General features: G+C 72.6%; 24 protein-coding genes. 10 read left to right on the forward strand and 14 right to left on the reverse strand.

What is annotated here, in order from left to right:
• Positions 1 to 1,581 (reverse strand): IMP dehydrogenase, encoded by a 1,581-nt coding sequence (gene guaB, locus FJK98_RS28405; RefSeq protein WP_145921691.1) that lies wholly within the window; start codon positions 1,579 to 1,581, stop codon positions 1 to 3.
• 196 nt (positions 1,582 to 1,777) lie between these two features.
• Between guaB and FJK98_RS28410 the strand changes: the two genes are divergently transcribed.
• Positions 1,778 to 2,188 (forward strand): DUF5319 domain-containing protein, encoded by a 411-nt coding sequence (locus tag FJK98_RS28410; protein WP_145921692.1) that lies wholly within the window; start codon positions 1,778 to 1,780, stop codon positions 2,186 to 2,188.
• A gap of 11 nt (positions 2,189 to 2,199) precedes the next feature.
• Here the strand turns inward: FJK98_RS28410 and FJK98_RS28415 are convergent, their stop codons facing one another.
• Positions 2,200 to 3,018 carry a helix-turn-helix transcriptional regulator gene (locus tag FJK98_RS28415; protein WP_145921693.1) on the reverse strand — a complete coding sequence of 273 codons (819 nt, stop codon included), beginning with the start codon at positions 3,016 to 3,018 and terminating at the stop codon, positions 2,200 to 2,202.
• Positions 3,019 to 3,275: 257 nt separating this feature from the next.
• Here FJK98_RS28415 and FJK98_RS28420 point away from each other — a divergent pair, with 257 nt between their 5' ends.
• Positions 3,276 to 3,659: a WhiB family transcriptional regulator gene (locus FJK98_RS28420; RefSeq protein WP_145921694.1), complete on the forward strand. Its 384-nt coding sequence runs from the start codon at positions 3,276 to 3,278 to the stop codon at positions 3,657 to 3,659.
• Positions 3,660 to 3,888: 229 nt separating this feature from the next.
• Here FJK98_RS28420 and FJK98_RS28425 read toward each other — a convergent pair whose 3' ends face one another.
• The 4 genes from FJK98_RS28425 to groES all read right to left on the reverse strand — a co-directional run bounded on the left by FJK98_RS28425 (position 3,889) and on the right by groES (position 9,466).
• Entirely contained in the window at positions 3,889 to 5,340 is a 1,452-nt protein-coding gene (locus FJK98_RS28425) for a non-reducing end alpha-L-arabinofuranosidase family hydrolase (RefSeq protein WP_145921695.1), read from the reverse strand.
• Positions 5,341 to 5,521: 181 nt separating this feature from the next.
• Positions 5,522 to 7,048, reverse strand: a complete 1,527-nt coding sequence (locus FJK98_RS28430; protein WP_370517097.1) for a molybdopterin-dependent oxidoreductase — start codon at positions 7,046 to 7,048, stop codon at positions 5,522 to 5,524.
• Positions 7,049 to 7,431: 383 nt separating this feature from the next.
• Complete coding sequence (gene groL, locus FJK98_RS28435) at positions 7,432 to 9,078, reverse strand: chaperonin GroEL (protein WP_145921697.1); 1,647 nt, start codon at positions 9,076 to 9,078, stop codon at positions 7,432 to 7,434.
• Between the two features lie 73 nt (positions 9,079 to 9,151).
• The gene (groES, locus tag FJK98_RS28440) at positions 9,152 to 9,466 is read right to left on the reverse strand and encodes a co-chaperone GroES (RefSeq protein WP_084261531.1); all 315 of its coding nucleotides are present in this window, start codon (positions 9,464 to 9,466) and stop codon (positions 9,152 to 9,154) included.
• 341 nt (positions 9,467 to 9,807) lie between these two features.
• Here groES and FJK98_RS28445 point away from each other — a divergent pair, with 341 nt between their 5' ends.
• The 7 genes from FJK98_RS28445 to FJK98_RS28475 all read left to right on the forward strand — a co-directional run bounded on the left by FJK98_RS28445 (position 9,808) and on the right by FJK98_RS28475 (position 17,123).
• The gene (locus FJK98_RS28445; protein WP_145921698.1) at positions 9,808 to 11,028 is read left to right on the forward strand and encodes a methyltransferase domain-containing protein; all 1,221 of its coding nucleotides are present in this window, start codon (positions 9,808 to 9,810) and stop codon (positions 11,026 to 11,028) included.
• Positions 11,029 to 11,038: 10 nt separating this feature from the next.
• A complete protein-coding gene (gene ybaK / locus FJK98_RS28450; protein ID WP_145921699.1) occupies positions 11,039 to 11,518 on the forward strand; it encodes a Cys-tRNA(Pro) deacylase in 480 nt (159 codons plus the stop codon).
• Between the two features lie 210 nt (positions 11,519 to 11,728).
• Positions 11,729 to 12,829, forward strand: coding sequence for a sugar ABC transporter substrate-binding protein (locus FJK98_RS28455; protein ID WP_145921700.1), 1,101 nt, complete (start codon positions 11,729 to 11,731; stop codon positions 12,827 to 12,829).
• Between the two features lie 118 nt (positions 12,830 to 12,947).
• Positions 12,948 to 13,772, forward strand: coding sequence for an ATP-binding cassette domain-containing protein (locus FJK98_RS28460; protein ID WP_145921701.1), 825 nt, complete (start codon positions 12,948 to 12,950; stop codon positions 13,770 to 13,772).
• Positions 13,769 to 15,028 carry a sugar ABC transporter permease gene (locus tag FJK98_RS28465; protein WP_145921702.1) on the forward strand — a complete coding sequence of 420 codons (1,260 nt, stop codon included), beginning with the start codon at positions 13,769 to 13,771 and terminating at the stop codon, positions 15,026 to 15,028. The genes FJK98_RS28460 and FJK98_RS28465 overlap by 4 nt, the downstream gene beginning before the upstream one ends.
• 40 nt (positions 15,029 to 15,068) lie before the next feature.
• Positions 15,069 to 16,250, forward strand: a complete 1,182-nt coding sequence (locus FJK98_RS28470) for an ROK family protein (protein ID WP_145921703.1) — start codon at positions 15,069 to 15,071, stop codon at positions 16,248 to 16,250.
• Between the two features lie 132 nt (positions 16,251 to 16,382).
• The gene (locus tag FJK98_RS28475; protein WP_145921704.1) at positions 16,383 to 17,123 is read left to right on the forward strand and encodes a DUF4142 domain-containing protein; all 741 of its coding nucleotides are present in this window, start codon (positions 16,383 to 16,385) and stop codon (positions 17,121 to 17,123) included.
• 91 nt (positions 17,124 to 17,214) lie between these two features.
• Here FJK98_RS28475 and FJK98_RS28480 read toward each other — a convergent pair whose 3' ends face one another.
• From FJK98_RS28480 to tsaB, 4 genes are read right to left on the reverse strand one after another with little or no spacing between them, the layout of a single operon-like run.
• On the reverse strand, positions 17,215 to 17,469 hold the full coding sequence (locus FJK98_RS28480) for a hypothetical protein (protein ID WP_145921705.1): 255 nt from the start codon (positions 17,467 to 17,469) through the stop codon (positions 17,215 to 17,217).
• A gap of 12 nt (positions 17,470 to 17,481) precedes the next feature.
• Positions 17,482 to 18,528, reverse strand: a complete 1,047-nt coding sequence (tsaD, locus tag FJK98_RS28485; RefSeq protein WP_145921706.1) for a tRNA (adenosine(37)-N6)-threonylcarbamoyltransferase complex transferase subunit TsaD — start codon at positions 18,526 to 18,528, stop codon at positions 17,482 to 17,484.
• Positions 18,521 to 18,997, reverse strand: a complete 477-nt coding sequence (gene rimI / locus FJK98_RS28490; protein ID WP_145921707.1) for a ribosomal protein S18-alanine N-acetyltransferase — start codon at positions 18,995 to 18,997, stop codon at positions 18,521 to 18,523. The genes tsaD and rimI overlap by 8 nt, the downstream gene beginning before the upstream one ends.
• Entirely contained in the window at positions 18,994 to 19,695 is a 702-nt protein-coding gene (gene tsaB / locus FJK98_RS28495) for a tRNA (adenosine(37)-N6)-threonylcarbamoyltransferase complex dimerization subunit type 1 TsaB (protein ID WP_145921708.1), read from the reverse strand. The genes rimI and tsaB overlap by 4 nt, the downstream gene beginning before the upstream one ends.
• A 293-nt stretch (positions 19,696 to 19,988) precedes the next feature.
• Here tsaB and FJK98_RS28500 point away from each other — a divergent pair, with 293 nt between their 5' ends.
• The gene (locus tag FJK98_RS28500; protein ID WP_145921709.1) at positions 19,989 to 20,726 is read left to right on the forward strand and encodes a helix-turn-helix domain-containing protein; all 738 of its coding nucleotides are present in this window, start codon (positions 19,989 to 19,991) and stop codon (positions 20,724 to 20,726) included.
• Here FJK98_RS28500 and ung read toward each other — a convergent pair.
• From ung to alr, 4 genes are read right to left on the reverse strand one after another with little or no spacing between them, the layout of a single operon-like run.
• Positions 20,656 to 21,357 carry a uracil-DNA glycosylase gene (gene ung / locus FJK98_RS28505; RefSeq protein ID WP_145921710.1) on the reverse strand — a complete coding sequence of 234 codons (702 nt, stop codon included), beginning with the start codon at positions 21,355 to 21,357 and terminating at the stop codon, positions 20,656 to 20,658. The genes FJK98_RS28500 and ung overlap by 71 nt on opposite strands.
• 56 nt (positions 21,358 to 21,413) lie before the next feature.
• Positions 21,414 to 21,896 (reverse strand): tRNA (adenosine(37)-N6)-threonylcarbamoyltransferase complex ATPase subunit type 1 TsaE, encoded by a 483-nt coding sequence (gene tsaE / locus FJK98_RS28510; RefSeq protein ID WP_145921711.1) that lies wholly within the window; start codon positions 21,894 to 21,896, stop codon positions 21,414 to 21,416.
• Positions 21,893 to 22,990, reverse strand: coding sequence for an alpha/beta fold hydrolase (locus tag FJK98_RS28515; protein ID WP_145921712.1), 1,098 nt, complete (start codon positions 22,988 to 22,990; stop codon positions 21,893 to 21,895). The genes tsaE and FJK98_RS28515 overlap by 4 nt, the downstream gene beginning before the upstream one ends.
• Positions 22,987 to 24,105, reverse strand: a complete 1,119-nt coding sequence (gene alr / locus FJK98_RS28520; RefSeq protein ID WP_145921713.1) for an alanine racemase — start codon at positions 24,103 to 24,105, stop codon at positions 22,987 to 22,989. Before alr ends, FJK98_RS28515 begins: the two co-directional genes overlap by 4 nt.
• Positions 24,106 to 24,114: the final 9 nt, after the last annotated feature.

Raw genomic sequence — 24,114 nt, forward strand, 5'->3', positions numbered from 1 at the left:
TCAGCGGGTGTGGTAGTTGGGGGCCTCGACGGTCATCTGGATGTCGTGCGGGTGGCTCTCCTTGAGCCCGGCCGCCGTGATCCGGATGAGCTGGCCCCGGTGGTGCAGGTCGGGAATGTTCTCCGCGCCGGCGTACCCCATCGCCAGCCGCAGCCCGCCGACGAGCTGGTGGGCCACCCGGGACAGCGGCCCCCGGTAGGGCACCTGGCCCTCCACGCCCTCCGGCACCAGCTTGTCGTCGCTGAGCACGTCCTGCTGGAAGTAGCGGTCCTTGCTGTACGACTTGGCCTGGCCCCGGGACTGCATCGCGCCCAGCGACCCCATCCCCCGGTACGCCTTGAACTGCTTGCCGTTGACGAAGATCAACTCGCCGGGGCTCTCCTCGCAGCCGGCCAGCAGGCTGCCGAGCATCACCGTGTCGGCACCGGCCACCAGGGCCTTGGCGATGTCGCCGGAATACTGGATGCCGCCGTCGCCGATCACCGGGACGCCGGCCGGACGGGCCGCGCGGGCCGCCTCCATGATCGCGGTCACCTGCGGCACCCCGACCCCGGCGACGATCCGGGTGGTGCAGATGGCACCCGGGCCGACGCCCACCTTGACGCCGTCGGCACCGGCGTCGACCAGGGCCTTCGCCCCGGCGTAGGTGGCCACGTTGCCGCCCACGATGTCGATCGTGACGTCGGCCTTGAGCCGGCGGACCATGTCCAGCACGGCCCGCTGGTGGCCGTGCGCGGTGTCCACGATCAGCACGTCGACACCCGCGTCGACCAGGGTCCGGGCCCGCTTGTAGGCGTCCTCGCCGACCCCGATGGCGGCGGCGACCCGCAGCCGGCCGGCGTCGTCCTTGGTCGCGTCCGGGTACTGCTCGCTCTTGGTGAAGTCCTTGACGGTGATCAGCCCGCGCAGCCGCCCCGAGTCGTCCACGATCGGCAGCTTCTCGACCTTGTGCTGGCGCAGCAGCGTGAGCGCGTCGTCCTTGCTCACCCCGACCGGGGCGGTGACCAGCGGCGTCCGGGTCATGATCGCGTGGACCGGGGTGGCCGGGTCGGAGACGAACCGCATGTCCCGGTTGGTGACGATGCCCACGAGCTGACCCTCGCCGTCGACCACCGGTACGCCGGAGATGCGGTAGCGGCCACACAGCTCGTCGACCTCACGCAGGGTGTCCTCGGGGCTGGCCGTCACCGGGTTGGTGATCATGCCGGACTCGGAGCGCTTGACCAGGTCGACCTGGAGCGCCTGGTCCTCCAGGGACAGGTTGCGGTGCAGCACGCCGATGCCGCCCTGGCGGGCCATCGCGATCGCCATCCGGGCCTCGGTGACGGTGTCCATCGCGCTGGACAGCAGCGGGATGGACAGCTCCACGTTGCGGGTGAGCCGGGTGCGGGTGTTCACCCGACTGGGCACCACGTCCGACTCGCCGGGCTGGAGCAGCACGTCGTCGAAGGTCAGCCCGAGCGGCACCACCCGCGCCGACCCGGCCGGCAGCTCCGGCAGGTGGCCGCCCCACTCGCCGCTGTCGACGCCGGCCGGAAGATCGGTGCCGGCCGGAAGATCGGTGCTGGGCGAATTCTCCACGATTGCTCCCCTGAGCTGCTCGGACGGGATTCAGCGAGGCGGCGCGCGCGGCAACCGGCGCACGCCGGGGTGACGGCGAGTCGTCTCATCGTACCCACTGAGCAGGGCGGCCCTCGCCGGTGACCGGTCGGGGTCGGCGACGCCACAGCGACCGCCGGGGGGCGCGTGCGGCGAGGGTTGGGTCTACGGTGAGGGGGTGCACGACGAGCCCATCGACCCGTTCAACGGCGACCCGGCCGATCCGGCTGCGGGGCTGGACGATCCGGGCGACGACGCCCCGCTCGACCCGCTGACCGAGGTCGAGCGGCAGGACGTGCTGGAAGACCTCGCCGACCTGGAGATCTACCAGGCCCTGCTGTCCCCGATCGGGGTACGCGGGCTGGTCATCGAGTGCGAGGACTGTCGCGAGCCGCACTACTTCGACTGGGACCTGCTCCGGGGCAACCTGCGGCACCTGCTCAGCTCGGGCCGGCCCCGGGTGCACGAGCCGGCCTACGACCCCGACCCGGACCACTACGTCACCTGGGACTACGCCCGGGGCTACGCCGACGGGGTGCACGACACGCTGACCGAGTCCGCAGGCGACGACACCGACCCGGACGACTGACCCAGGGGCGTTCAGGCGACCAGGCCGGCGCGGAAGCCGGCGGCCACCGCGTGCGCCCGGTCCCGGGCGCCGAGCTTGCGGAACAGCCGCCGGGCGTGCGTCTTGACGGTGTCCTCCGAGACGAACAGTTCCCGCCCGATCTCCGCGTTGCTCTTGCCCTCGGCCATGCCCAGCAGCACCTGGAGTTCCCGTTCGGTCAGCCCGACCGAGGTCCGGCCGGCGCGTGCGCCGGAGGTCGGGCGGGGCAACCCGGCGGCCGGGGCCGGCTCGGCCGACGTGCCCTCCTGGTCCCCCTCGACCTCGTCGTCGCCGCGCTGCACGGGCACCACCGACGGCGCACCGGGCGTACCGTCGGCCGGCGTCGGCGACCAGCCCGGCGCGGGCGGACGACCGGGTCGCGGGGGTGCGCCGACCGCGGCGGTGTCCCGGGCGGGGTCGGCGACCCGGTGCCGGGCGGGCCGGCCGGGTGCTGCGAGCAGCAGCAACGCCTTCGCCACCGCGCTGGTCAGGTCGTGGTCGGCACCCTGGATCAGGCCCCGCGCCCCGGCGCTGATGGTGGCCGCCGCCGCCTCCGACTCCTCGGTGCCGAGCAGCAGCACCGCGGCCTGCGGGGCGCGGGCGAGCACCCGGCGCACGAAGCCGGCGCTGTCCGGCCGGGTGAGCGCCGTGTCGGCCAGCACCACGTCGACCGGGCGCTCGGCGAGCCGCAGCATCACCTCGGGATCGGAGACGGCTGTCCGGACGACCGCGGCCAGGCCGAGTCGCGCCGCCGCGTTGGTCAACTGCTGCGCGGCGATCGGTGTCCGAACGCATACGAGAACGGTACGCACGGTGGTCTCCTCTCCGGACACGAGCAGACCATGACGGGGTCCACCGGGGAGGAGGTTCCGGGCAATCCTCTGAACTTTTCCGACATTTGGGTCATATGCCGCAGGAGGCTTCGGGTTTTCGATCTCAACACGTGTGAGTCGGCGAGGGTTCGGGTACCGAGGCTCCACGCCGGAAACGGGGTACGCCAGCGCGGACCACAGCCCGGACGCCGGTTCAACGAGGATCTCCGCGGTGCCGCGCGGGAGGAGGGGTGCTGATGTCGAACGTACGTAGACTGCCCGGACCCATCGTCGACCTGTGGGACTGGCAGCGTCTCGGCGCCTGTCGGGGCCGGGACAGCGCACAGTTCTTCCACCCGGACGGCGAGCGCGGTTCGTCCCGGCTGCGCCGGGAGTCCGGTGCCAAGTCCGTCTGCCAGGCCTGCCCGGTGCGGGCCGAGTGCGCGGCGCACGCCCTGTCCGTGCGGGAGCCGTACGGCGTCTGGGGCGGCCTCAGCGAGTCCGAGCGGCAGCGGCTGCTCGCCCTCGGCTGGGAGGACCTGGCCGACCGCCGGCAGACCCGGGTGGACATCGCCCGGATGGAGGCCCGGCTCGGCGCTTCGCACAAGACCGCCGTACCGGCCCAGCGCAAGATCGCCTGACCGACCCCCACACCTCGACGAGGCCGCGCTCCGATGATCGGAGCGCGGCCTCGTCGTTTCCCGGCACGTGTTCCCGGCACGGACGAGAAGCGGGGCGGGCCCGGCATCGCCGGACCCGCCCCTTCATTCCACCCGATCCTGCTCCGAGCCGTCGAGCGGCTCATCCGGTACGGCGTACGCCGCCGGTCGCGGGAGTCAGGAACAGCGGGGTCGCGCCTGCGTCACGCCGTCAGCGCTGCAGGGTCAGCAGACCCGGCCGGTACGGCAGGAGGCCGTAGTCACCGCCCGAGTTCGTGGCGCGGCCCTGGTACAGCAGCTGCAGGTTGCACGGGTCGATCGTGTTCGTCTGATCCGCGCTGGTGCGCAGCAGCTCGCCGTGGCTGATGTCGTTGGTCCAGGTGGCACCGCTGTTGGCCTTGCCCGCGAACGGGTTGTTGTAGGTCGTCGCGTTCGGCGTCCAGGTGCCGCTCAGGCTGGTCGCCGTGAACGAGCGGAAGTAGCGCTCCCAGGAGCTGGTCCTGGCCTCGATGATCATCAGGTACTGGTTGCGGCCCGCGACCTTGTAGACCTGCGGCGCCTCGAAGATGTTCTCCGTGGTGTCGCTCATGATGGTCGTGTAGCTGGAGCCGAAGCTGCCCGGGAAGTTCCCGATCGGCATGATCTGGCGGTAGATCTTGCCGTTGTCGCCGGCGAAGAACAGGTACATGTTCTGGTCGTCGCCGATGATCGTCTGGTCGATCACGCCGGTGCCGGAGTCGGTGATCTTCGCGGTCGACAGGGTCTGCGCGGCCGACCAGCCGTTGGCGTTGGCCGGGTTGGTCGACGTGCGGTACGAGAACGACGTCGGGCCCCACTGGTGGGCGAGAACCCAGATGTTCTTCGGCGCGAAGTAGAACAACGACGGCGCGACGGTGCTCTGGCTCATGGTGTTCTGGGGGGCCGAGCCGAGCTGGTTGAGGTTGTCGACCAGGCCGAAGTTCATCGAACCCCAGCCGCCGGTGGCGCTGCTGCTGTGGGTGGTGGCGTACACCAACTGCTTGCCCTGGTAGGGGGCGATGGTGAAGTCCTTGAGTGACGCCCAGCCGGACTTCGGCTGTGCCAGCGGGCCGGTCGACGACCAGCGGTAGGTCGACGGCAGGGAGCAGTTACCCGTCGGCGGCGGGGTGGTCGGCGGAGGTGTCGTCGGCGGCGGGGTGGTGGGGGGCGGCGTGGTGGGGGGCGGGGTGGTCGGCGGCGGCGTGGTGGGCGGGTTGGTCGGCGTCGTGCCGCCGTTGCAGGCCACCCCGTTGAGCGCGAAGCTCGTCGGGACCGGGTTGCTCGACGTCCACGCCCCGTTGAAACCGAACGACACCGAGCCGTTGGTCGGGATCGCGCCGTTGTAGCTCACGTTCTTGGCGGTGACCGCCGAGCCGCTCTGCGTCACGGTCGCGTTCCACGCCTGGGTCACCGACTGCCCGGAGGCGAAGGACCAGGTCAGCGTCCAACTGCTCAGCGCGTCGCCCAGGTTGGTGATCGCGACGTTGGCCCCGAAGCCGCCGCCCCACTCCGAGGACACCGCGTAGTTCACCGAGCAACCCGCCGCCGCCGCACCTGCTGGCAGCGCGGTGACCACCGACGCCGACGCCAGCAACGCGACACCGGCCGAGATCAGGCCGACATTGGCCGATCTGGATCTGGACATAAAACACCCTCCTGACGGGATGGCGACCTGCACATTGGTGGTGGTCGTTGTTAGGTGAACGTTAACAGTCGCGTCAGGTATGTTACGGGAGCGCTCCCACAGCCTCAACCCTCGATACCACCGGGGAATTTTCGGCTATCCGTACATTGATCACTCTTGATGACTTAACGGTGATGGGGGATCAGCGGACGGTGACTGTGACGCTGTGCCAGCCGGTCGCCCCGTCCGGGGCCACCGGTGCGGTCAACGGGGTCTGCGTCTCGCCGTCCCGGTCGGTCGCCCGCACCTGGAGGGTGTGCTCGCCCGGGGTCGCCGGCCACCGCCACGACCACTGCACCCAGGTGTCCACCGACACCGCCGGGGCGAGGGTCGCCTCCTGCCAGGCCCCGCCGTCCACCCGTACCTCGACCCGGCTGATCCCCCGGTGCTGGGCCCAGGCCACCCCGGCCACCGTCACCTCACCGGCGGTGAGCCGGTTACGCGAGCGCGGGGTGTCGATTCTCGACTGGGTCTTCACCGGCCCCTGCGCCGACCAACCGCGCGGCACCCAGTACGCGTCGAAGTCGGCGAAGCTGGTCAACTCCAGCTCGGTCACCCACTTGCAGGCCGACACGTACCCGTAGAGGCCCGGCACCACCATCCGCACCGGGAACCCGTGCTCGACCGGCAGCGGCTCGCCGTTCATCCCGACCGCCAGCAGGGCGTCCCGGCCGTCGCGCAGCACCGCCGTCGGGGTGCCGCAGGTCCAACCGTCGACCGAGCGGCCGACCACCTGGTCGGCCCCCTCCTCCGGGTCCGCCTCGTCGAGCAGTTCCTTGAGCGGTACGCCCAGCCAGCGGGCGTTGCCGATGAGGTCCCCGCCCACCTCGTTGGAGACGCAGGCCAGGGTGACGTACCGCTCCACCATCGGGCGGGCGAGCAGCTCGGCGAAGGTCAGTTCGATCGGGTTGCGGACCCGGCCGTGGATGCGCAACCGCCACGTCTCCGGATCGACCTGCGGCACCACCAGCGCCGTGTCGATCCGGTAGAAGCCGCTGTTCGGGGTGGTGTAGGGGGCGAGCTGGGCCAACGACAGATCCGCGCCGGCCGGCACCGTCGGCGCCACCGCCGACGGGGTGGGCAACGCGACGGCATCCCGGGCCGCCGAGACGCCCCGTCGACCGGCGAGCCAGTGCCCGCCCAGCCCCACCACGGTCGCCGCGCCCGCGAGCAGGCCCGCACCGCGCAGGAACCGACGCCGGGACTCCGGGTCGGTCGACTCCAACGGCTCCCACCCGGCCGGCGGCGCGACCGGCGACCCGCCCCCCGGGGCCGGGCCGAGCGGAACGGCGGCTCGCTCGGCGGCGGGCATCGGGGACGACGGAGTCGGGGACGGCCCGACCGGCGGAGTCGGCGACAGCGGAGTCGGGGACGGCCCGGTCACCCCGGACGGCGGGGACGACTCGACCGACGGGGACGGGGACGGCTCGGGGGGTGCGGCCGGCGGGGTGGTGGGCAGCGGGGTGGGTGGCTGCCAGGGCCAGGGGTCGAGCTGCCAGGGACCGGCCACGAAGGCCCAGAGAACCAGCGCGCCCAGCCCCCCGCCGACCAGGGCGGGAAGGGCATCGGCGGCATCCGCACCGGACCGGGTGAGCGCGGCGGCGACACCGAGGCCGGTGAACGCCGCGATGCCCACCAGCCCGACCGCGAGCCGCCGCGCGGCCAGCATCCCGATCCCGGCGGCGAACGCCGCCAGCAGCACCGCCGTGCCGACCAGCAGGGCGATCTTGTCGTACCGGCCGAAGACGTCGATGGCGAACTGCTTGAGCGGCTCGGGGACCGTGTCGACGACCACCCCGCCGACCGCGATCAGCGGGGCGGAGCGGGGGCCGGTGAGGACGGCGACCGGCTCGGCGACACCGATGGCCACCACGGCGGCGGTGACCCCGGCCAGCGCGGCGAAGCCACGGGGGGTGGTGCTCATCCGGCCAGTGTCGTCGATCGACCGGGCCGGCCGCCAACCACGTCACCGTTCCGTAAGCAGCCGTCACCGTACGCGTCAGGGCGCACCGCCGACGTCGACGGTGCGCCCTGAGCTGGCGTACTACCGGGTCAGAAACCCGGGCCGTGCTGGTGACCGTGCCCGTGGCCGTGGCCGTGCCCACCGGCGGCGGCCGGCTCCGGCTGCTCCGGCTTCTCGACGACCAGGCTCTCGGTGGTGAGCAGCAGACCGGCGATCGACGCGGCGTTGGTGACCGCGTTGCGGGTCACCTTCACCGGGTCGATGATGCCGGACTTCACCAGGTCGACGTACTCGCCCTTGGCGGCGTCGAGGCCGTGGCCCCACTCCTGACCGGCGACCTTCTCCACCACCACGTAACCGTCGTGGCCGGCGTTCTGGGCGATCCAGCGCAGCGGCTCGACCAGCGACTTGCGCACGATCGAGACACCGACCTTCTCGTCACCGGTGAGGCCGAGGTCGTCGTCGAGCACCGCGCGGATCTGGGCCAGCGCGGCACCGCCGCCGGGGACCGTGCCCTCCTCGACCGCGGCCTTGGTCGCGGCGATCGCGTCCTCGATGCGGTGCTTGCGCTCCTTCATCTCGACCTCGGTCGCCGCGCCCGCCTTGATGACCGCGATGCCGCCGGAGAGCTTCGCCAGCCGCTCGGCCAGCTTCTCCCGGTCCCAGTCGGAGTCGGACGCCTCGATCTCCTTGCGGATCTGGGCGACCCGGTCGGCGACCTCGGCGGACTGGCCGCCGCCGTCGATGACCGTGGTGTTCTCCTTGTCGACCACGACGCGCCGGGCGGTGCCGAGCGCCTCCAGGCCGACCTGGTCGAGCTTGTAGCCCAGCTCCGGGGCGACCAGCTCGGCACCGGTCAGGATCGCCATGTCCTGGAGCATCGCCTTACGGCGGTCGCCGAAGCCGGGGGCCTTGACCGCGCAGACCTTGATGGTCTTGCGGATCGCGTTGACCACCAGGGTGGACAGCGCCTGGCCCTCGACGTCCTCGGCAACGATCAGCAGCGGCTTGTTGTTCTGGAGAACCTTCTCCAGCAGCGGCAGCAGCTCCTCGATCGCCGAGATCTTCTGCGTGGTGATGAGGATGTACGGGTCCTCCAGCACCGACTCCTGCGACTCCGAGTCGGTGACGAAGTTCGGCGAGATGAAGCCCTTGTCGAACTGGAGACCCTCGGTCACCTCCAGCTCGGTGGTGAGGGTGGAGCCCTCCTCGACGGTGATCACACCGTCGCGGCCGACCCGCTCCATCGCCTCGGCGATCAGCTCGCCGATGGTGGCGTCCTGCGCCGAGATCGTCGCGACGTGCGCGATCGACTCCTTGTCGGCCACCTCGACGGCCCGGCCGAGCAGCGCCTCGGAGACCTTGGTGGCCGCCGCGTCGACGCCCCGCTTGAGGCCGGTCGGGTTGGCCCCGGCGGCCACGTTGCGCAGGCCCTCGCGGACCATCGCCTGGGCCAGCACGGTCGCGGTGGTGGTCCCGTCGCCGGCGACGTCGTTGGTCTTGGTCGCCACCTCCTTGACCAGCTGCGCGCCGAGGTTCTCGTACGGGTTGGTGAGCTCGATCTCCTTGGCGATGGTCACACCATCGTTGGTGATCGTCGGCGCACCGAATTTCTTGTCCAGGACGACGTTGCGCCCACGCGGGCCGAGGGTGACCTTGACCGTGTCCGCGAGGGCGTTGACACCGTGCTCCAGCAGGTGCCGGGCGTCGTCCGAGAAGCTCAGGATCTTCGCCATGAATGTCCCTTCGAAGCGACGTCGCCCCGGCCCGGCGAGCCGGACCGGGGCGACGACACTGGAATCGGTTTGGTTACTTCTCGATGACCGCGAGAACGTCGCGGGCGGAGAGCACCAGGTACTCCTCGCCGGCGTACTTGATCTCGGTGCCGCCGTACTTCGAGTACAGGACGGTGTCGCCGACCTTGACGTCGAGCGGCACGCGGTTGCCCTTGTCGTCGATCCGGCCCGGGCCGACGGCGAGGACGGTGCCCTCCTGCGGCTTCTCCTTGGCGGTGTCGGGGATCACGATGCCCGACGCCGTGGTGGTCTCAGCCTCGTTCGCCTGGACCACGATCCGGTCCTCGAGCGGCTTGATCGCAACCTTGGTCGCGGTAGTCACGGGCATACCCTCCTGGGGTACTTGGTTTCGTTGCCGGCCGAGAGTCCGACCAGCGTCAATCTGCCACATGCCACCGGGCGGGGCCGTCGTCGCGGGTGCCGGTCCGCCTGGCGTTCAGCACCCGGACCGGATGATCCGGACGCTGGCACCCTCAGGGTGAGAGTGCTAATCGCAGGTTATTCCTCGGCTAGCACTCCGTCAAGGAGAGTGCCAATCTGCCGCCCCTCGTGTCGCCGTCCCGCCGATGATCAACTCGATGGTGGCGATGTTGCGGTGACGACACCGCCCGGACACCGCAACATCGGCCCACCCGAGTCGGTCTCCCGGGAGGACCGGACAATGGGCGGGTGGATCTCGACCAGTTCGCCGCGCTGCGTACCACCGAGGGGTCGGCCGTGCTCGCCGCGGCGGCCGGGGTGGCCGGCGGCGACCCGCTGGTCGCGGCGGCGGCGCTGCGCTCGCGCGGGGTGCCGGCCGGGCTGGCCGCCGCCGCGCTGACCCAGGCCGAGCTGCGCCGCCGGGCGGTCGGCAAGTTCGGCCCGGAGGCGGCCGGGATGTTCCTCACCCGCCCCGGCCTGGAGCAGGCCACCCGCCGGGTGGTCGCCGACCGGCGGGCCGCCCGGCTCGCCGCCGTCGGGGTGCGCACCCTCGCCGACCTGGGTTGCGGCCTCGGCGCCGACGCGCTCGCCGCCGCCCGCGCCGGCATCCGGGTGTACGGCGTGGAGGCCGACCCGGTCACCGCCGCGCTGGCCGCCGCGAACGCCGAGGCCGCCGGGCTCGCCGGGACGTTCACCGTGGAGTGCGGCGACGCGACGGCGTTCGACGTGACCCGGGTCGACGCGGTCTTCTGCGATCCGGCCCGGCGGCGGGCCGGCACCGGACGGCGGATCTTCGACCCGGACGCCTACTCGCCGCCGTGGGACTTCGTCACCGGGCTGGCCGCACGGGTGCCGCACACGGTGGTGAAGGTGGCCCCCGGCATCGACCACGCGCTGATCCCGGCCGACGCCGAGGCGGAGTGGGTCAGCGTCGACGGGGACCTGGTCGAGGCGGCCCTGTGGTGCGGCGCGCTCGCCGGGGTGCCCCGCCGGGCGACCGTCCTGCGGTCGGGGCCCGGTGACGCCACCCCCCGTGCCCACCGGTTGACCGGCACGGGCGGCGTCGAGGCCGGCGTCGGACCGGTACGGCGCTACCTGTACGACCCGGACCCGGCCGTGGTCCGGGCGCACCTGGTCGCCGAACTGGCCGACACCCTCGACGCGACGCTGGCCGACCCGAGCATCGCCTACCTCTACGCGGACACCCCGCGTCCCACCCCGTTCGGCAGGTGCCTGGAGATCGTCGACGTGCTGCCGTTCTCGCTTAAGCGGCTGCGCGCGCTGCTGCGGGAGCGCCGGGTCGGCCGGGTGGAGATCCTCAAGCGGGGCTCGGCGTTGTCGCCCGAGCAACTGCGCCGGGACCTGCGACTGGCCGGGGAGAACCCGGCCAGCCTGGTGCTGACCCGGGTGGCCGGCGCACCGACGGTGCTGATCGGGCGACCGGTCGCGGACGGGGGCCCGCCGGGCTAGCGTGACCGGCATGGCGGGACAGGCCACCGCGGCGACGGCGCTGCTGACCAAGCGCAGGATCGCGTACAGCACCCACCCGTACGACGTCGCGCCGGACGCGCCGAACTACGGCGCACTGGTCGCGGCGGCGCTCGGGGTGCCGCCGGAGCGGGTGTTCAAGACGCTTGTCGCCGAGGTCGACGGGGCGCTGGCGGTGGCGGTCGTCCCGGTCACCGGCGAGCTGAACCTCAAGGCGCTGGCCACGGCGCTGGGCGGCAAGCGGGCCGCGCTGGCCGACCGGGCCGCCGCCGAGCGGAGCACCGGCTACGTGCGGGGCGGGATCAGCCCGCTGGGCCAGCGCCGACGGTTACCGACGGTGGTCGACGTCTCCGCGTTTGACCACGACACCGTCTACGTGTCGGCCGGCCGGCGGGGGTTGCAGCTCCAGCTCGCCCCGGCGGACCTGGTCGCCCTCACCGACGCCGGCACCGCGCGGATCGCCGCCGGCTGACCCGAGCGTCAGGAGCCGGTGGCAGACCGGACACGGAGCGTGATTGCGGGGCGGGTGTCCCGGGGGTGACAACCGCGTTGCTGAATTGTTACCGCCGCCAACAAACTTCTGACCTCGGCAGTCTTGCGCCCGACTCACGGACGGGAATACGTTGCCGGACACAACAAAACACCGACCACTCCTCCCCCACCCTCGAAAGGACCCGTGCAGATGCGCAAGGGCTTCCTCACCTTCGCCGCCGTCGGCCTGCTGGCCACCGGCAGCATGGCCGCCTGCGGCGACGACTCCAGCAGCAACGACGCCGGCGGCAGCACCGCCAAGAAGCCGAAGATCGGTGTGATCCTGCCGGACAGCAAGTCCTCCGCCCGCTGGGAGACCGCCGACCGCCGGTTCCTCAAGGAGGCGTTCGACAAGGCCGGTGTCGAGTCGGACATCCAGAACGCGCAGAACGACAAGAACGCCTTCCAGACCATCGCCGACCAGATGATCACCAGCGGGGTCACCACCCTGATGATCGTCAACCTGGACTCCGGCACCGGCAAGGCCGTGCTGGACAAGGCGAAGTCGCAGGGCGTCGCGACGATCGACTACGACCGGCTCACCCTGGGCGGCTCCGCCCAGTACTACGTCAGCTTCGACAACGAGGCCGTCGGCAAGCTCCAGGGCGAGGGCCTGGCCAAGTGCCTGACCGAGAAGGGCGTCAAGAACCCGACGGTCGCCTACCTCAACGGCTCGCCCACCGACAACAACGCCACCCTGTTCAAGAACGGCTACGACTCGGTGCTCAAGCCGAAGTTCGAGTCGAAGGAATACACCAAGGGCCCGGACCAGTCGGTGCCGGACTGGGACCCGGCGCAGGCCGCCACGATCTTCGAGCAGATGCTCACCCAGAGCGGCGGCAAGATCGACGGTGTGCTCTCCGCCAACGACGGCCTCGGCAACGCGGCCATCTCGGTGCTGAAGAAGAACAAGCTCAACGGCAGGGTCCCGGTGACCGGCCAGGACGCCGACGTGACCGGCCTGCAGAACATCCTCGCCGGTGACCAGTGCATGACCGTCTACAAGGCCGTCAAGAAGGAGGCCGACGCGGCCGCCGAGCTGGCCATCGCCGTGGCCAAGGGCGAGCGCAAGGAGACCGGGCAGACGGTCAAGGACCCGGAGAGCGGCCGGGACGTCCCGTCCGTGCTGCTGGAGCCGAAGGCGATCGACAAGTCGACCGTCAAGGACGTGGTGGCCGACGGCTACGTCGACAAGGCGAAGCTCTGCACCGGCGCGTACGCCGCGCTCTGCGCCGCCAACGGCATCAGCTGACCGTACGACGAGCGTCGTACCCCGTCGACGCGACGCCGCCCGGCACGGAACCTCGTGCCGGGCGGCGCTCGCCGCCGGACGGGCTCCGAGATCTTCCCTCCGTCCGAAGGAGACCCCCGTGTCCGCGACCCCCCTGCTGGAACTGCGCGGGATCGACAAGAGCTTCGGTCCCGTCCAGGTCCTGCGCGACGTCGCCCTCGCCGCCCACGCCGGAGAGGTGACCGCACTGGTCGGCGACAACGGCGCCGGCAAGTCCACCCTGGTCAAGTGCATCAGCGGCATCTACCCGGCCGACGCCGGCGAGTTCCTCTTCGACGGCCGACCGGTGAGCATCAACAGCCCCCGGGACGCCGCCACGCTCGGCATCGAGGTCGTCTACCAGGACCTCGCGCTCTGCGACAACCTCGACATCGTGCAGAACATGTTCCTCGGCCGGGAGAAGCACAGCGGGCTGGTGCTCGACGAGCCGACCATGGAACAGATGGCGGCGGAAACCCTCGCCGGGCTCTCCGTACGGACGGTGAAGTCGCTGCGCCAGCACGTCTCCAGCCTCTCCGGCGGGCAGCGGCAGACCGTCGCCATCGCCAAGGCGGTGCTCTGGAACAGCAAGCTGGTCATCCTCGACGAGCCGACCGCCGCGCTGGGCGTGGCACAGACCGCCCAGGTCCTCGAGCTGGTCCGCCGGCTGGCCGACAACGGGCTGGCCGTGGTGCTGATCTCGCACAACATGAACGACGTCTTCGCCGTCTCCGACCGGATCGCCGCGCTCTACCTCGGCCAGATGGTCGCCCAGGTGAAGACCACCGACATCACCCACTCGCAGGTCGTCGAGTTGATCACCGCCGGCCGTTCCGGCAACCTCGGTCTCACCGGCGAGCCGGTCACCGCCGGAAACGGCACCGGCGCGGGACCCGCCGACACCACTCCAGGAGGCGTTCGATGACCACCACCGCCGTGCGCAAGGAAGGCCCGGCGGCGGTCACGCCGCCGCCGACCGTCGGCAGCCACCTGCGCGGCTACTGGGGCCGGGTACGCGGCGGCGACATCGGCGCGCTGCCCGCCGTGCTCGGGCTGATCGTGCTCTGCACGGTCTTCTCGATCATGCGGCCGTCGTTCCTCACCGCCGGCAACTTCGCCAACCTGTTCACCCAGGGCGCGGCGGTCACCCTGATCGCCATGGGACTGGTCTTCGTCCTGCTGCTCGGCGAGATCGACCTGTCCGCCGGCTTCGCCAGCGGGGTCTGCGCGGCCATCCTGGCCAACGTCGCCACCAAGGCCGGCTACCCCTGGTACGTGGCCGTGCTCGCCGCGATCCTCACCGGCGTGGTCATCGGCACCGTGCTCGGCTTCCTGGTCGCGAAGATCGGCATCCCGTCGTTCGTGGTCACCCTGGCCGGCTTCCTCGCCTTCCAGGGCATCGTGCTGATGCTGATCAGCGGCGGCGCCAACATCTCGGTCAACGACGAGGTGCTGGTGGCGATCGCCAACCGCAACCTGCCCCCGGCCGTCGGCTGGGCACTGGCCGCCCTCGCCATCGGCGGGTACGCGGCCGTGCAACTGCTGCGGCACCGCAAGCGGCTGTCCCGGGGCCTGACCACCGACCCGATGGCGGTGGTGCTCGCCCGCATCGGTGGCCTGACCCTGATCCTCGGCATCGCGGTCTACATCCTCAACCAGGAACGCAGCCGCAACGTCCTGATCAACTCGCTCAAGGGCGTGCCGATCGTGGTGCCGGTCATCGCGGTGCTGCTGATCGTCTGGACCTTCGTGCTCCAGCGCACCAGCTACGGCCGGCACGTCTACGCCGTCGGCGGCAACAAGGAGGCCGCCCGCCGGGCCGGCATCAACGTCGACAAGATCCGGATCTCGGTCTTCGTGATCTGCTCGTCCATGGCGGCGATCGGCGGCATCGTCGCGGCCAGCCGGGCCAACTCGGTCGACCCGAACACCGGCGGCAGCAACGTGCTGCTCTACGCCGTCGGCGCGGCGGTCATCGGCGGCACCAGCCTCTTCGGCGGCAAGGGCCGGGTCCTCGACGCCGTGCTCGGTGGCGCGGTGGTCGCCGTCATCGACAACGGCATGGGCCTGATGGGCTACAGCGCCGGGGTGAAGTACGTCGTCACCGGTGTGGTGCTGCTCCTCGCGGCCAGCGTGGACGCGCTGTCGCGCCGCCGCGCCTCCGCCTCCGGAACGCGCTGATCCGCGTACACCAGCGGCGGGACATGGGGTGCCACCAACGATGCGGGTAGGACCGAGCCAGGACGAGATCCGGCGGCAGAACCTCGGGGCGCTGCTCCGGCACGTCCACGTGCACGGCGCCACCTCCCGCGCGGAACTCACCACCGCCCTCGGGCTCAACCGCAGCACCATCGGCGCGCTCACCGCCGACCTGGCCGGCGCCGGGCTGGTCAGCGAGGGCACGCCGAAGGAGACCGGCCGGGCCGGGCGACCGTCGCTGGTCGTCCGGCCCGAGTCGGCCCGGGTCTACGCGTACGCGTACTCGATCGAGGTGGACCGGCTGCGGGCCGCGCGGGTCGGTCTCGGCGGCGAGGTGCTGGACCGCCGTGAGCTGGACCGGCCACGCGACCTGGACGCCGCGGAGACCGTCCCGATGCTGGCCGGGGCTCTCAAGCAGATGCGGGAGCGGGTGCCACCGGGTTCCATCTGCGTCGGTGCCGGCGTCGCGGTCTGCGGCATGGTCCGCAAGGCCGACGGGCTGGTCCGGCTCGGCCCCACCACCGGCTGGGTGGACGAGCCGATCGGGGCCGCCCTCGCCGTCGAACTGGGCGTGGAGCTGCCGGTCACGGTCGGCAACGTGGCCGACGTCGCCGCCTTCGCCGAACACGCCCGGGGCGTCGCCGCCGGCTGCGACAACGTCATCTACCTCTACGGGGACGTCGGCGTCGGTGCCGGCATCATCGCCGGGGGCCGGCGGCTCACCGGCCACGGCGGCTACGGCGGCGAGGTCGGCCACATGGTGGTGGTGCGCGACGGCACCGCCTGCGAGTGCGGCTCCCGGGGCTGCTGGGAGACCCAGATCGGCGAGTACGGGCTGCTGCGGGCCGCCGGCCGGTCCGACGCCCGGGGCCGGGAGGCGCTGCTGGCCGTCTTCGACGCCGCCGACCGGGGGGACGCCCGCGCCCAGACCGCCGTACGGCACGCCGGGGACTGGCTCGGGTTCGGGGTGGCGAACCTGGTCAACATCTTCAACCCGGAGATGGTCATCTTCGGCGGCACCATGCGGGACCTCTACCTGGCCGCCGCCGCCCAGGTCCGCAGCCGGCTCAACGAGACCGGGCTGCCCGCCTGCCTGGAACACGTCCGGCTGCGGACCCCGAAACTCGGCGACGACGCGGCCCTGATCGGCGCGGCCGAACTGGCCTTCGAACGGCTCCTCGCCGACCCGCTCGACGCCGCCTGAACGGATACCTCCCGACTCGTGCGCCGCCCGGTGAACTGATCGGCCCGACGGTCCGTACCAGTGGACGGACGGGCAGCCGGCGGGTCGCTGCCCGGCAGGACAGGTCGGCCCGGATCGAGGAGGCACCGCAGCATGGCACCGCTGGATTCCGTACGTCGTCGGCGAGGGCACCGGACCCACCGGGTGGCGGTGCTGCTCGTCACCTTCCTGGCCGGCCTGGTCGTGCTACCCGGCATGGCGGTCGCCGCACCCGGCGTGCAGCTGAACGCCGCCGACATGACGCTGCTCAACGGCGTCCGGTTGGCCGGCCTGTGGGAGATGCCGGCCGGCACGATGGCCGCCGAGAAGGGCCAGTCCGCGCGGGTGCGGGAGGTCGGCGCGGAGATCGCCCGCCAGCACGGCGTCCTCGACGAGTTGGTGGTGCAGGCCGCCAACAAGTTGGGCACGACGCTGCCGAGCGATCCCACCCCCGAGCAGAAGGGGTGGCTGACCGAGATGCAGAACGCCTCCGGTGCTCAGTTCGACCAGATCTTCGTGACCCGGCTCCGGGTGGCGCACGGCAAGATCTTCCCGGTGATCGGCGCGGTCCGGGCCAGCACCCGGGACAACACCGTGCGTAAGCTCGCCGACGAGGCCAACAAGTTCGTCAACGACCACATGGCCATGCTGGAGAGCACCGGGCTGGTCCGCTGGCAGCAGATGCCGCCGGCCGCCATCCCGGCCGCGCAGAACGACTCGCTGGTCGCCGCCGCCCAGGCCGGGGCCGCCTCCGGCCCGTCGGTCGGGGTCAGCACCACCGTGGTCTGGGCGGTCTTCCTGCTGGCGCTCGGCGCGGGCGGCTACGCCACCTGGCGGATCACGCGCCGCAGTTGACCCCGCGCAGCTGACCCGACGGCCCGCAGGCGGCACCACCGCCGGCGGGCCGTCGGGCTGTCCGGGCCCAGCGCCGGGGCCGGGCGACCGGTCAGCGGTCGACCTGGGTGAAGTCCCAGGAGTGCGGGGGGCGGGCGACCAGGGTGGCCGGCGGCTCGGGCAGCGACCGGGGGCTGCTGCGCCACTTCGAGACGACCACCACCCGGTGATCGGTGGAGGAGAAGACCTCGCTGGACAGGTGCAGCGGATCGTGCTCGAACTCCGGCAGCGCCGTCTCGCACACCCAGGTGATCAGGTCGGCGAAGCCGTACGACTCGGCCCGCGCCTCCCACATCCGTACGATCACGTCGGCCTCCCCTCACACGCTGACCGTGGTCAGTGGCAACGCCGAGTCGGCGGGGAGGTCCAGCCGGCTCGGGCGTACCCCGGCGGCCACCAGGTGCGCCCCGAGCGCGGCGACCATCGCGCCGTTGTCGGTGCACAGTCCCGGCCGGGGCGTCCGGACCCGGATGCCGTACCGCTGCGCCCGCTGCTCGGCCATCGCCCGCAGCCGCGAGTTCGCCGCCACTCCCCCGCCGATGACCAGGGTGTCGATCCCGTGTTCCCGGCAGGCGGCCAACGCCTTGCCGGTGAGCACGTCGCAGACCGCCTCCTGGAAGGCGGCCGCCACGTCGGCCACCGGCACCGGCTCGCCGGCCCGCCGCCGCCCCTCCACCCAGCGGGCCACCGCCGTCTTCAGCCCGGAGAAGGAGAAGTCGTAGCGGTGGGCGACGAGATCCTTGGCGGCGGTCAGGCCACGCGGGAAGGCGATCGACGCCGGATCACCGGCCCGCGCCTCCCGGTCGATGTACGGGCCACCCGGGAACGGCAGGCCGAGCAGCCGGGCCACCTTGTCGAACGCCTCACCGGCCGCGTCGTCGATGGTCGCGCCCAGCGGGGTCACCCCCCGGGCCAGGTCGTCGACGCGCAGCAACGAGGAGTGTCCACCGGAGACCAGCATGGCGATCGCCGGCGCGGGCAGCGGACCGTGTTCCAGGGTGTCCACCGCGACGTGGGCGGCCAGGTGGTTCACCCCGTACACCGGCTTCTCGGCGGCCAGTGCGTAACCCTTCGCGGCGGCGACCCCGACCAGCAGGGCCCCGGCCAGGCCGGGACCGGAGGTGACCGCGATCGCGTCGATGTCGGCGAGCGTCACCCCCGCCGCGCGCAGCGCCCGGTCCATGGTCGGCACGATGGCCTCCAGGTGCGCCCGGCTGGCCACCTCGGGCACCACCCCGCCGAACCGGGCGTGCTCGTCCACGCTGGAGGCCAGCGCGTCGGCGAGCAGGGTGTGCCCGCGCACGATGCCGACACCGGTCTCGTCGCAGGAGGTCTCGATCCCGAGGATCAGCGGTTCGTCAGCCATGGTCCGTCCCGTCCGCGCCCGGTTCCGCGTCGCGCCGCATGACCAGCGCGTCGGTGTTGCTCGGTTGGTAGTAGCCCCGCCGTACGCCGATCGGCTCGAAGCCGTACCCCGCGTAGAGCCGCTGGGCGGGGGCGTTGTCGACGGCAACCTCCAGCAGGACGCTGCCGACCCCGCGCCGGGCGGTCTCCGCGAGCAGGTCCTCCAGCAGCGCCCGGCCGATCCCGCGCCGCTGGGCGTCCCGGCGGACCGCGATGTTCTGCACCCACGACTCGCCGCCCGGATCGACCGCCAGGCCCGCGTAGCCCAGCAGCGACCCGTCGGTGTCCAGGGCGACCCGGTAGTGGTGCCCGCTGGCCAGCTCGTTCCAGAACATCGCCGGCGACCACTGTTCGGCACCGAACAGGTCCGCCTCGATCGGCAGCACCTCGGCGATGTGCCACCAGCGGAACCGCTCCACCCGTACGGTCACGGCAGCACCGGCTTGCGGCTGGTCGCCGCGACCGCGTCCGGCCGCCGCAGGTACAGCGGGGTGAGCGTCTCGCCGGGGGCGCCCGCCCGGACCCGGGCGGCGGCCAGGGCGACCAGTGTGGCGGCGTCCGGGTAGCGGGGTTCGGCGCGCAGCGGTAGGCCGAGCACGTCGGCGTACCGGTGGGCACCGTCCCCGACCGCCTCGGTGACGGCCAACTCCCGGGCGCGAGCGGCGGCGACCGCCGGGGCGTCCACCTCCGGCCCGACGATCCGCCGGCCACCGCCGTCGTAGACCGCCCAGTAGACCTCTTTGCGTCGGGCGTCGGCGGCGACCAGCACCCGCCGCTCCCCCGCCGTCGCGGTGCCGGCCGGGGCCGGGCCGGGGTGGCCGATGCCGTCGAGCGAGCAGACGCCGTACGTGGGAATGCCGAGCACCTGGCCCATGGTGGCGGCGGTGACCAGCCCGACCCGCAGCCCGGTGAAGGGGCCGGGGCCGAGCCCGGCGACGATCGCGCCGAGGTCGGCCGGCCGGGCGTCGACGTCGGCGAGTACCGCCTCGACCTGCGGGGCGAGCAGTTCACCGTGGGCCCGGGCGTCGACCGTGCACCGGTGCGCCCGCAGCGCGACGCCGTCCGTCGTGACCTCGGCCAGCGCCGCGGTGACCGCGGGGGTCGAGGAGTCCACCACCAGTACGAGCACGGTAAGCCAGCCTAGCCGTCGGCCCGCGCCACCCGGCCACACCCCGCCCGTCCTCTCGGCCCCTCGCCTTTCGCCCTCGCATCCCGGCCCTTCGCCCTCGCCCCCCGGGTTTCGGGTCCGGCCGTCGGTCATCGCCGCGGATCCTCGCCCTGACCCCGGTCCCGGCCCATCGGACAGCCGGGTGGGGAGCCGGCCGGGGTGGGGTGTGGTATCCCACGTAGAGCAGTATTCCTGTGGGTCATAAATATGACCGACAGGCATACCGCTCGCCGTCGGCACATCATCATGCGGGGATGTCGGAGAGTGGTCGACTCGCTACGGAGATCGCCGCGCTGCTGCGCCGGGAACGTGGTGCCCAGCGGCTCACCCAGCAGCAACTGGCGGATCGGGCGGGGACGAGTCAGAGCGCGGTGGCCCGCGTCGAGCGTGGTGGGCGGGTGCCGAGCCTCGACCTGGTCGAGCGCCTCTTCGCCGCCCTCGGCCGGCAACTCGCCGTCACCACCGAGCAGCTCGACAGCCACCTCGACGCCGAGATGGACAAGCTGGCCGGGCGGTCGACCGCCGACCGGATCGACGAGTTGGGGCTGGACCGGCTGCTCGACCGGTTGGGCGAGCTGCCCCACCTGCTGACCGGCGGCACCGCCGCGCTGCTCCAGGGTGCGCCCGTACCGCTCGACGCGGTCGAGATCGCCGTCCGGTGGCGCGACTCCGCCCGCCGTGGGGCTGACCGACCCGCGGGCCGCCGCGCTGCTGCGCCGGCACCGGCAACGCGCGGCCGACGGCCGTGCCCCGGACGTCGACCCGGCCGCTCGGACCGGGCGGTGAGCGCCCGCCCCACCACGCCGCGATGCGGCGCACCACCACGGACTGCCGCCGAACGCCACCACCGCGCGCCGCCGACGTCAGCCGGCGGCGCGCGGTGGTGGCGACGCCCGCACGGTGCAGAGGGTGCCCGCCGGGTCAGCCGGACGAGCGCTCCCAGTCGATCGGGGGCAGGCCGGCGTCGGCGAGGGCCTTGTTGGTGGCGCTGAACGGGCGGCTGCCGAGGAACCCACGCGGGTTCATCGGGCTCGGGTGGCCGGCCTCCAGCACCACGTGCCGGGGGTTGGTGACCAGGGCCGCCTTCTTGCGGGCGTAGCCGCCCCAGAGCAGGAAGACCACCGGCTCGTCCCGGGCGTCCAGGGCGCGGATGGTCGCGTCGGTGAACTCCTCCCACCCCTTGTTGCCGTGCGAACCGGGGCTGGCCTGCCGGACGGTGAGCACCGCGTTGAGCAGCAGCACGCCCTGCGCCGCCCAGCCGTCCAGGTTGCCGCTGCGCGGCTTGGGCACCCCGAGGTCCTCGCTCAACTCCTTGAAGACGTTGCGCAGCGAGGGCGGCACCGACACCCCCTCGCGCACGCTGAAGCTCAGCCCGTGCGCCTGCCCCGCCTTGTGGTACGGGTCCTGGCCGAGGATCAGCACCCGGCACTGCTCCGGGCCGCACAGCCGGTAGGCGGAGAAGAGGTCCTCCTGCGGCGGGAAGACGGTCTGGGTGGCGTACTCGCGGGCGACGAAATCGGCCAGCGCCGCCGTCCGGGCCGGGTCCAGGTGCGGGGTGAGCACGGCACGCCACGCCTCCGGCAGCAGCGCCAGCAGGTCGAGGGTGGGGGTGTCGTCGGGCATCGGCAACCTTTCACAAACGAAGTCCCCGGCACTCTAGGCAGCGGGTACGACAAGCCTCAGCGCAGGGCGGTCAGGCGTCGCGCCCAGTCCCCGCCCACCGGGTCCAACTCGACCAGCCGGGTGTCGTCGTCGCGCCGGTCGATGCGTACCCGCAGGTGGGCGTCGACGAGCTGCTCGACCAGCCCCTCGCCCCACTCGACCACGGTCACCGAGTCGTCCACCGAGGCGTCCAGGTCCAGGTCGTCGATCTCGGCGCGCGGGTCGGCGGCGTCACCCAGCCGGTAAGCGTCGGCGTGCACCAGGGCCACCGTGCCGCCGCGCGCCGGGTCGGGCCGGTGCACCCGGGCGATCACGAAGGTCGGCGAGGTGATGTCGCCGCGTACCCCCAGGCCGGCGCCGAGGCCCCGGGTGAGGGCGGTCTTGCCGGCCCCCAGCGGGCCGGTGAGCAGCAGCAGGTCACCGGCGCGCAGCACCCCGGCGAGCCGGCGGCCGAAGGCGTGCGTGTCCTCGACCGTGGGCAACGTGACGCGCACGGTCACAACGCCTCCAGGAAGCGTTCCAACGCGGCGTTGACCTCGTCGGCGTGTTCCAGCATCACCACGTGCCCACTGTCCTGGATCTTGAGGTATTCGGCGTGCGGCAGCCGACGGACGATCTCGTCCGAGTGGACCACCGGCGTGATCATGTCCTTGTCGCCCACCACCACCAGCACCGGTGTGCCGCTCAACGCGGCCAGCGCCGGGAACCGCGAGTGGGTGGCCAGGGTCCGCAGGTAGCGGGTCACCGTGTCGGCCGACGTCCGGGAGTTCATCCGTTCCACGTACGACACCAGGGCCGGGCTCGGTTTCGGGGTGCCGAAGCCGTACCGGCGGGTCAGCAGCCAGGCCACGTTGGACGTGGACCTGCGGGCCCGGTCGATCACGAGCCCGCCGTACCGGGTGGCGTTGCTCATCATGAACAGCACCGGCGAGCCGACCCGGCCGAGCAGGGCCGGCGCGACCAGCTTCGTCTCGGCCAGCAACCCGCCCGACGTGGCCATCAGCACCGTGCCGACCACCCGGTCACCGAACAACTCCGGGTACGCCTCGGCGAACGCCATGATGGTCATCCCGCCCATCGAGTGCCCGACCAGCACCAACGGCCCCTCCGGGGCGGTCGCGTCGATCACCCGGCGCAGGGTGTGCCCGAGCGCGGCGAGGTCGTACTCGCCGGTCTCCAGCCGTCCCGACCGGCCGTGCCCCGGCTGGTCGTAGGCGACGATCCGGTAGTCGCCGCGTTCGGCGAGCAGCTTGCGCTGGAAGTGGAACGTCCCCATGTCCAGGCAGAAGCCGTGCACCAGCACCACCGTCGGACGCCCCGGCACCGGCCGGGTCGGCTCGACCACCTCGACGTGGATGTCGGTGCCGTCCGGCAACTCCAGCCGGTACGCCTCGTCGTAACGCTGCTCGCCGAAGTCCTCCCCGGCGTACGGGTCGGCGGGGTCGGCCTTGAGCCGGCGGACCAGGGCCCGTTCGGTGGCCACCCCGGCGGCCAGCCCGGCGGCGGCCACCCCCACCGCGGCCCCGACCACACCGGCGACCCGCCCGGCGGCGGTCCTCGGCCGGGGCACCCGGAACCGGCTGACCGCGCTCACGGGCGCGCCCCGTCGTAGACCCGGGGCACCCGGACCCCGCCGAACCGGGTGACGATCTCGTAGTTGATCGTGCCGACCGCCTCGGCCCAGTCGTCGGCGGTGGGCATCCCGTCGTCGCCGCTGCCGAACAGGGTCGCCACGTCACCGGCGGCCACCTCGTCCTCGCCGCAGTCGAGCACGAACTGGTCCATGCAGACCCGGCCGGAGATGGTCCGCCGCTTCCCGCCCAGCTGCACCGGCCCCACGTTGGAGGCGTGCCGGGGCACCCCGTCGGCGTAGCCCAGCGGCACCACGGCCAGGTTCGCCGCCCCGGCGGTGGTGTAGGTGTGCCCGTACGACACTCCGGTGCCGGCGGGGACCCGCTTGGCGAGCATCACCCGGGCCCGCGCGGTCATCGCCCGGCGCAGCCCGAACTGCTGCCCGGCGATCGGCGACAGCCCGTAGACGGCGATCCCGGGCCGGACCAGGTCGAAATGGGTGTCGGGGCGGGTCAGGGTGGCCGCCGAGTTGGCCAGGTGCCGGTAACGCGGGCGCAGCCCGGCCCGTTCGACCATGGCCAGCCCCTCGTGGAAGACGGCCAACTGCCGGTCGGTGGTGGGGTGGCCGGGCGAGTCCGCGTACACGAAGTGGCTCCACACGCCGACCACCTCGACCAGGCCGTCGGCCTGGGCCTTCGCGGCGGCCTCCAGCAGGGTCGGCCAGTCGGCGACGGTCGCGCCGCCCCGGGACAACCCGGTGTCGATCTTGAGGTGCAGCCGGGCCGGCCGGTCGGCGGCCCGCCCCGCCGCGACCATCTCGTCGAGCTGGGACAGGCTCGCGGCGGCCAGGTCCACCCCGGCCGCCACCCCCTCGTGCAGGGGCAGCCCCGGGTCGAGCAGCCACGCCAGCACCGGCACGGTGATCCCGGCCCGGCGCAGCGTCAACGCCTCGTCGAGGGTGCACACCCCCAGCCAGTCCGCCCCCGCGTCGAGCGCGGCCCGCGCCGACGGGACCATGCCGTGGCCGTACCCGTCGGCCTTCACCACCGCCATCAACTCGGCGCTGGTGCCCGACCGGAGCCGGGCCACGTTCTGACGGATCGCGTCCAGATCGACACGTACCTCGGCCTGCCACATACGCCCAGC

Origin of the sequence: Micromonospora sp. HM134, assembly GCF_007833915.1 — a bacterium.
Lineage (GTDB): Bacteria > Actinomycetota > Actinomycetes > Mycobacteriales > Micromonosporaceae > Micromonospora > Micromonospora wenchangensis.

Excerpts from the sequence above, each read along its gene's own strand:
- FJK98_RS28465 (WP_145921702.1), top strand. The coding sequence starts at position 13,769 with ATGACCACCACCGCCGTGCGCAAGGAAGGCCCGGCGGCGGTCACGCCG.
- FJK98_RS28425 (WP_145921695.1), bottom strand. The coding sequence starts at position 5,340 with ATGTCCAGATCCAGATCGGCCAATGTCGGCCTGATCTCGGCCGGTGTC.
- FJK98_RS28430 (WP_370517097.1), bottom strand. The coding sequence starts at position 7,048 with ATGCTGGCCGCGCGGCGGCTCGCGGTCGGGCTGGTGGGCATCGCGGCG.
- tsaD (WP_145921706.1), bottom strand. The coding sequence starts at position 18,528 with ATGGCTGACGAACCGCTGATCCTCGGGATCGAGACCTCCTGCGACGAG.
- groES (WP_084261531.1), bottom strand. The coding sequence starts at position 9,466 with ATGCCCGTGACTACCGCGACCAAGGTTGCGATCAAGCCGCTCGAGGAC.
- FJK98_RS28500 (WP_145921709.1), top strand. The coding sequence starts at position 19,989 with ATGTCGGAGAGTGGTCGACTCGCTACGGAGATCGCCGCGCTGCTGCGC.
- FJK98_RS28420 (WP_145921694.1), top strand. The coding sequence starts at position 3,276 with ATGTCGAACGTACGTAGACTGCCCGGACCCATCGTCGACCTGTGGGAC.
- alr (WP_145921713.1), bottom strand. The coding sequence starts at position 24,105 with ATGTGGCAGGCCGAGGTACGTGTCGATCTGGACGCGATCCGTCAGAAC.
- FJK98_RS28475 (WP_145921704.1), top strand. The coding sequence starts at position 16,383 with ATGGCACCGCTGGATTCCGTACGTCGTCGGCGAGGGCACCGGACCCAC.
- ung (WP_145921710.1), bottom strand. The coding sequence starts at position 21,357 with ATGCCCGACGACACCCCCACCCTCGACCTGCTGGCGCTGCTGCCGGAG.
- FJK98_RS28470 (WP_145921703.1), top strand. The coding sequence starts at position 15,069 with ATGCGGGTAGGACCGAGCCAGGACGAGATCCGGCGGCAGAACCTCGGG.
- ybaK (WP_145921699.1), top strand. The coding sequence starts at position 11,039 with ATGGCGGGACAGGCCACCGCGGCGACGGCGCTGCTGACCAAGCGCAGG.
- groL (WP_145921697.1), bottom strand. The coding sequence starts at position 9,078 with ATGGCGAAGATCCTGAGCTTCTCGGACGACGCCCGGCACCTGCTGGAG.
- FJK98_RS28455 (WP_145921700.1), top strand. The coding sequence starts at position 11,729 with ATGCGCAAGGGCTTCCTCACCTTCGCCGCCGTCGGCCTGCTGGCCACC.